Here is a 6890-nt window from a genome sequence, read left to right on the forward strand (position 1 = left end):
CACAACCACAAGACCGGCGGACCCGTCATCCGATCACTGACCGCCTACGACCACTGACCACGGAATCAATCATCTAGCCGGTTGCGCAGCGCCACACTCGTCACCGAGTCCATACCCAGCTCGAGGAACTCGCGCTGGGCCACGACCGACGACGGGTCCGTGTGGCCGAGTACGGCTGCGACCTCACCCCGTACGAGATCCAGCAGCAGCTCACGGCGCTGCGCGGGCTTGAGCCCGGCCAGCCGTCCGAGAACGCTCGTGGTGCCCTCGCCCCCGCCGGCCGCGGTGCGGGCGTGCCGGACCTGCGGGATCTCCGAGATCAGCGGGCTCTGCCCGGAACTGTCGAAGACCCGGGTGAACCGCTCCCAGTCGATGTCGGCGAGCACGATCGTCGCGCCTGCCGACTCCAGTGCCCGCTCGAACGCGGCGAGCGCGGCGGTCGGCCGCAGCAGTGGCAGACCGCGCCGGCCCAGCCGCTCCCGGCGGGCCTCCTCGAGGGCGATCGCGTCGGACTCGGAGGGCTCGCCCTCCCACACACCCCACGCCTGCGCCGTGGCGGGCAGCCCGAGGGTGCGGCGGTGCCCTGCCAGCGCGTCGAGATGGGCGTTGGCGGCCGCGTAGGCCGCGAGGCCCAGTCCGCCGCCGAGGGTCGCCGTGATCGACGAGAACAGTACGAAGGCCGCGAGCTCGGTGTCACGAGTGAGCTCGTCGAGGTGGCGCGCCCCGAGGACCTTGGCACGCAGGATGCGCTCCAGACCCTCGGCCGTGAGCGAATCGAGCGGGGTGTCCTCCAGCAGCCCGGCCGTGTGCACGACCGCGGTCAGCGGGGCGTCCTGCGGTACGTCCGCCAGTACGCCGGCCAGGGCGGCACGGTCGGCCACGTCACACGGCACCACGGTCACCCGGGGCGCACCCTGCTCGGTCAGCTCGGCCTCGACCGCGGCGATCACCTCGGGCGCGGTGCCGGGCTCGGCGGTCAGCAGCAGATGCACGGTGCCCTTCGCGGCCAGCAGGCGGGCGACGTGGTGCCCCATCCCGATGGCGCCCTCGGTGATCAGCACCGTGCCCTCCGCGGCCCAGGGGGCCGCGCCGGCCGGTACGGTGGCGGGCACCAGCCGTCGTACGTACACCCCGGACGGGCGTATCGCGGCCTGGTTATCGCCGCTCTCCGCGCCGAGAAGTGCGGTGAGCCGGGAGAAGACCCGGGTGTCCGCGACCTCGGGCAGGTCGGCCAGGCCGCCCCACAGCCGGGGTGTCTCCAGTGCCGCGACCTGCCCCAGACCCCAGACCTGGGCCTGTGCGGGGGCGCCCGCCCGGTCGTCCGCGGCGGCCTGGACGGCGCCCCGGGTCAGCGACCACACCGGAGCCGCGAACGGCGCCCCGGCCAGAGCCTGCAGCAGCCGGACCGTGGCGGCGAGCCCAGGGGCCGCGGCCGTGTCCGGACCGTCCGGCGACGCGCCCAGCGGGAGCAGCGAGACGATCCCGGCGACCGGCCGGCCGCCGACCGCCGAAGCCAGCAGCCGGGCCAGCTCCTCGCGGTCGGCCGTCGGATCCACGGTGACGGTCAGCGGCTGTGCTCCCGCCCGCCGTACGGCCTCACCGAGAGCCGCGACATCCGCTTCCGTATCGCCATCCGAAGGCCGAACCACCAGCCAGTGCCCGGAGAGCACGCTCGCGGAGGGCTCGGGGGCGGGCCGCCACTCCACCTGATAGCGCCACGTGTCCACGGCGCCGATCGCCTTGCTGTCACGCCGCCACGAGGACAGCGCGGGCAGCAGCTCACCGAGGGCCGTCGTATCCGTCAGCCGCAGAGACGTGGCGAGCGCCGCCAGGTCCGCGCGCTCCACCGCGTCCCAGAATGCGGCGTCCACCGCGTCGTCCGGACCGGCCGCCGGGGCTCGGGTGTCGGCCGGATCGACCCAGAAGCGGCGCCGCTGGAAGGCGTACGTAGGAAGTTCGACCGCGGCCCGGCCGGGGCCGAAGACGGCCCGCCAGTCAGCCGGCCGGCCGCGTACGTACGCCTCGGCCAGCGAGCCCAGGAACCGCTTCAGGTCCCCGCTGCCACGCCGCAGGGTTCCGGTGACGAGTACCTCCGCGCCGGCCTCCTCGGCGGTCTCCTCCACACCGAGCACCAGAACCGGGTGCGCACTGGACTCGACGAACACGTCGAACCCGTCGGCGATCAGTTTGCGGACGACCGGCTCGAAACTCACCGGGCGACGGCAGTTCTCGAACCAGTAGTCCGCGGTGAGCTCCGGCCCCTCCAAGGCCTCGCCCGTAACCGTCGAATACAGCGGAACACGCCCCTTGCGCGGCCGTACGAACGCCAGCAGCTCGGCGATGCGTCCCCGCAGCGGATCGACCTGCGCGCAGTGCGACGCAACGGTCGCGGGGACCACCCTGGCCCGGATCTGGCGTGCCGTCAGTGCAGCCACCAGCTCCTCCAGGGCCTCCGGCTCTCCAGCCACCGTCACCAGACGCGGGCTGTTGACCCCTGCGATGGCCAGCCGATCACCGTACGGTTCGAGCAGCTCCTCCATTTCGCGCCGCGGCATCGCGATCGAGGCGACCGCGCCCCTCCCCATCAGCTCGTCGGCGAACAGCTGCGAGCGCAGGACCACGACGCGGGCCGCATCCTCCAGCGTCAGCGCACCGGACACGCAGGCCGCCGCGATCTCGCCCTGGGAGTGGCCGACCACGGCGTCCGGTTCGACGCCGTGGTGACGCCACAGTTCGGCCAGCGACACCATCACCGCGAACAGCACCGGCTGGACGACTTCGATGCGCTCCAGCGACGGTGCACCGTCCCGCTGCCGCAGGACGTCCTCGACCGACCAGTCGACATGGGCGCCGACAGCGGCGTCGCAGGCACGCAGTCGCTCCGCGAACGCGGGTGCGCTGTCGAGGAGTTCGGCCGCCATCCCCGCCCACTGGGAGCCCTGCCCCGGGAAGACGAACACGGTCCGGCCGCGCTCGACGGCGACACCCGCGACCACCTGCGCGGACGCCTCGCCCAGAGACACCCTCTCCAGCCCCTTGGCCGCCTCGGCCGGGCTGCCCGCCAGGACCACCGCACGGTGGTCGAGCGCGGACCGGGTCACTGCCAGCGAGTGGCCCACATCGGCGGGCGCCAGCTCGGGTCGGGCCTGCAGATGAGCCCGGAGCCCGGCTGCCTGCGCGCGCAGCGCGGCGTCGCTCCTGGCCGACAGCAGATAGGGGACCATGAGCGGCTCGGCCGGAGCCGTTTGAGCCACATCGGCCGGCGGCGGGCCCTGCTCCAGCACCACATGGGCATTGGTACCGCTCATACCGAACGCGGAGACACCCGCCCGGCGCACCCGCCCCGTCTCGGGCCAGGACCGCTGCTCGGTCAGCAGCTCGACGGCCCCGGCTGACCAGTCGACGAACGGTGAGGCCTCGTCCGCGTGCAGGGTGCGCGGCAGCACACCGTGGCGCATCGCCTCGACCATCTTGATGACGCCGACCACGCCGGCGGCCGCGAGGGTGTGTCCGATGTTGGACTTCACCGAGCCCAGCCACAGCGGCTGCCCGTCGTCGCGCTGCTCGCCGTACGTCGCGATGAGCGCCTGAGCCTCGATCGGATCCCCGAGCCGGGTCCCGGTGCCGTGGGCCTCCACCGCGTCGACGTCACCCGGTGCGAGACCGGCCGAGGCGAGCGCGGAGCGGATGACCCGCTGCTGCGACGGCCCGTTGGGAGCGGTCAGCCCGTTGCTCGCACCATCCTGGTTGACGGCACTGCCCCGTACGACGGCGAGCACGTCATGGCCGTTGCGGAGCGCGTCGGACAGCCGTTCCACCACGAGCACGCCCACCCCCTCGGCGAAACCCGTGCCGTCCGCGCCCGCGCCGAACGCCTTGCAGCGCCCGTCCGGCGAGAAGCCCCGCTGCCGGCTGAAGTCCACGAACCCGGTCGGTGTGGCCATTACCGTGACACCGCCGACCAGTGCGAGAGAGCACTCCTCACGTCGCAGCGCCTGCGCCGCCAGATGGAGCGCCACCAGCGAGGTCGAGCAGGCCGAGTCGATGGTGACCGCCGGACCCTCCAGGCCGAAGAGGTACGACACGCGGCCCGACAGCACACTTGCCGCGGACCCCGTCATCCGGTACGCCTCGATCTCCTCCGGCGCCGAGGTGAGCAGCACCTGGTAGTCGGAGGTGACGCAGCCCGCGTACACGCCGGTGCTGCTGCCGCGCAGGGTGGCCGGGTCGATGCCGGAGCGCTCCAGGGCCTCCCAGGACGCCTCCAGGAACAGCCGCTGCTGAGGGTCCATGGCAAGGGCCTCGCGCGGCGAGATGCCGAAGAACTCGGCGTCGAAGTCGGCGGCGTCGTAGAGAAAGCCGCCGTGACGCGTGTACGACTTGCCCGGCCGGTCCGGCTCGGGGTCGTAGAGCCCGTCGACGTCCCAGCCACGGTCGGTCGGAAAGCCGGAGATCGCGTCCGTGCCGGACTGGACCAGCTCCCACAGGTCCTCCGGGGAGCGCACGCCGCCGGGGAGGCGGCAGCTCATACCGACGATCGCGATCGGCTCGTTGCGGAAGCCCTCGGCCTCCCGCAGCTTCAGCCGGGACTCGCGCAATTCGACCGTGACCCGCTTGAGATAGTCCCGCAGTTTCGTTTCGTCAGACATCGCTTTCCTTGCTGGTGTGCACGCCGTGGGCGTGGACGTGGGCGTTGGAGTGGGCGTTCATCCGGGTCAGGACGAGCCGAGTTCGGAGTCGATGAGGTCGAACAGATCGTCGTCGCCCGCCTCTTGGAGCAGTCCGGCGAGCTCGTCGGACGAGCCCGTGGCCGGGGTGGCCGCCGCGCCGAGTCCGGTCAGCAACTCCTGGAGCCGGGCCGCGGCCCGTTCCCGGGCCTGGCCGTCGGCCGCCGCCAGCACGTCGCCGAGCCGCTCCAGTTCGTCGTCGACGGAGACCGGGGAGGTCTCTGGGGCCAGGGCCTCGGCCATATGAGCCGCCAGATCCGCCGGCGTCGGGTGGTCGAAGACGAGAGTGACAGGCAGGGCCAGGCCGGTCGCCGCGTTCAGTCTGTTCCGCAGGGTGACCGCGGCCAGGGAGTCGAAGCCGAGTTCCTTCAGCGACCGTCGTGGCTCCACCGCCTCCTTCCCGGAGTACCGCAACGCGGCCGCGATCTCCCCTCGAACGAGATCCAGTACCCGTCGCCCGCGCTCCGGGCCGGACACCGAAGCCAGTGCGGCCGCCAGGCTCTGTGCCGTCTGTACCTCTGCCCCCGCCTCGGCGGCCGCCTCCGGAGCGGCCTGCGTGGCGTGCCGGCGCCGCCAGGACGCCAGGACGGGCAGTGCCTCACCGAGCGCGGCGGCTTCCTCGGCTCCCAGCGTCGCGGTGAGGGCCTTCAGATCCTCCCGCTCGACCGCGTCCCAGAAGCGGGCCTCCACGGAGCCTGCTGCCGGAGCCGTGTCAGGCGCCTCCATCCAGAACCGCTGCCGCTGGAACGGATAGGTGGGCAGCTCCACGCGGCGCGCCCCCGAACCGGCGTACACCGCACTCCAGTCGACGTCCGCGCCGCGTACGTGGGCCTCGGCGACTGCGACCGTGAACGTCTCGGCCTCCGGCCGGCCGCGGCGCAGTGTGGGAGCCGACGTGGTGACGGGACCCGGCCGGCTGTCCAGCGAGGACTGGGCGAGCGCGGTGAGCACGGCGTCGGGGCCGAGCTCCAGGAAGGTGGTGAAGCCCGTATCGGCGAGTGCGGTCAGGCCGTCGTGGAAGCGGACCGCTTCCCTCACATGGCGCACCCAGTAGTCGGGAGAGGTGAGTTCCTCGGCGGTGGCCGTACGGCCGGTCACATTCGAAGTGACCTCGATCTGCGGCTCCTGGAAGGACAGTTCCGCAACGATCGTCCGGAACTCGTTCAGCATGGGATCCATGTGAGGGGAGTGGAAGGCGTGGCTGACCCGAAGGCGCCTGGTCTTGAATCCCTGTGCGGTGAAGAGCGAGTCGAGTTCGGCGACAGTGTCGGCGTCACCGGAGATGACGGTGGAGGCGGGGCCGTTGACCGCGGCGATGGCGACCTGGTGCTCACGCCTCATGAGCTCCGCTGCGACCTGCTCCTCGGTGGCGAGTACGGAGAGCATGGCGCCACCAGTGGGCAGCGCCTGCATCAGCCGGCCACGGGCGGCGACCAGGGTGCAGGCATCGGCCAGGGACAGCACCCCCGCCACATGGGCGGCGGCCAGCTCACCGATGGAGTGACCCAGCAGCCCGTCGGGGCGCAGCCCCCACGACTCGGCCAGCCGGAACAGCGCTACCTCGATCGCGAACAGTGCGGCCTGCGTGTACGCCGTCTCGTCGAGCAACGCGGCCTCGGCGGAACCCTCCGCCGAGAAGACGATGTCCAGCAGCGGCCGGTCCAGATGCCGGTCGAAGGTCGAGGCGATGGCGTCGAGCGCCTCGGCGAACACGGGGTGGGCATCGTAGAGTTCGCGGCCCATGCCCGGTCGCTGGCTGCCCTGCCCGGTGAACAGGAAGGCCAGCTTTCCGCTGCTCTCGTCCTCTCCCTGGGCGCTGCGAACCAGGGTTGGCGCGGAGCCGCCCGAGGCGAGCGCCGCCAGACCTGCCCGCAGTCCCTCGGCGTCGCCCGCCACGACGACCGCCCGCCGGTCCAGTGCGGAGCGGGTGGTGGCCAGGGAGAAGCCGAGGTCGGGCGTGGCCGTCTCGGTGCCGGCGGTGAGGTGCGCGGCCAGCCGCTCACCCTGCTCGGCGAGTGCGCCCGCTGCGCGGGCCGACAGGGGCAGAACGGTCACCGGGATGGTGGCGGTCGTGTGGTTGGTTTCCTCTGTTGTGGGGGGTTGTTCGATGATGACGTGGGCGTTTGTGCCGCTGATGCCGAAGGAGGAGATGGCGGCTCGGCG

Annotated in this window: 2 protein-coding genes; both read right to left on the bottom strand. The window is 72.4% G+C overall.

What is annotated here, in order from left to right; all coding sequences use genetic code 11:
• Window positions 1-65 precede the first annotated feature (65 nt).
• Window positions 66-4631, bottom strand: coding sequence for a type I polyketide synthase (locus MTF69_RS43290; RefSeq protein ID WP_374325819.1), 4566 nt, complete (start codon window positions 4629-4631; stop codon window positions 66-68).
• An 84-nt stretch (window positions 4632-4715) separates the two neighbouring features.
• On the bottom strand, window positions 4716-6890 hold a 2175-nt coding region (locus MTF69_RS42510), incomplete at its 5' end, for an acyltransferase domain-containing protein (RefSeq protein WP_243342189.1).

The organism is Streptomyces sp. AP-93, from assembly GCF_022808175.1.
GTDB lineage: Bacteria > Actinomycetota > Actinomycetes > Streptomycetales > Streptomycetaceae > Streptomyces.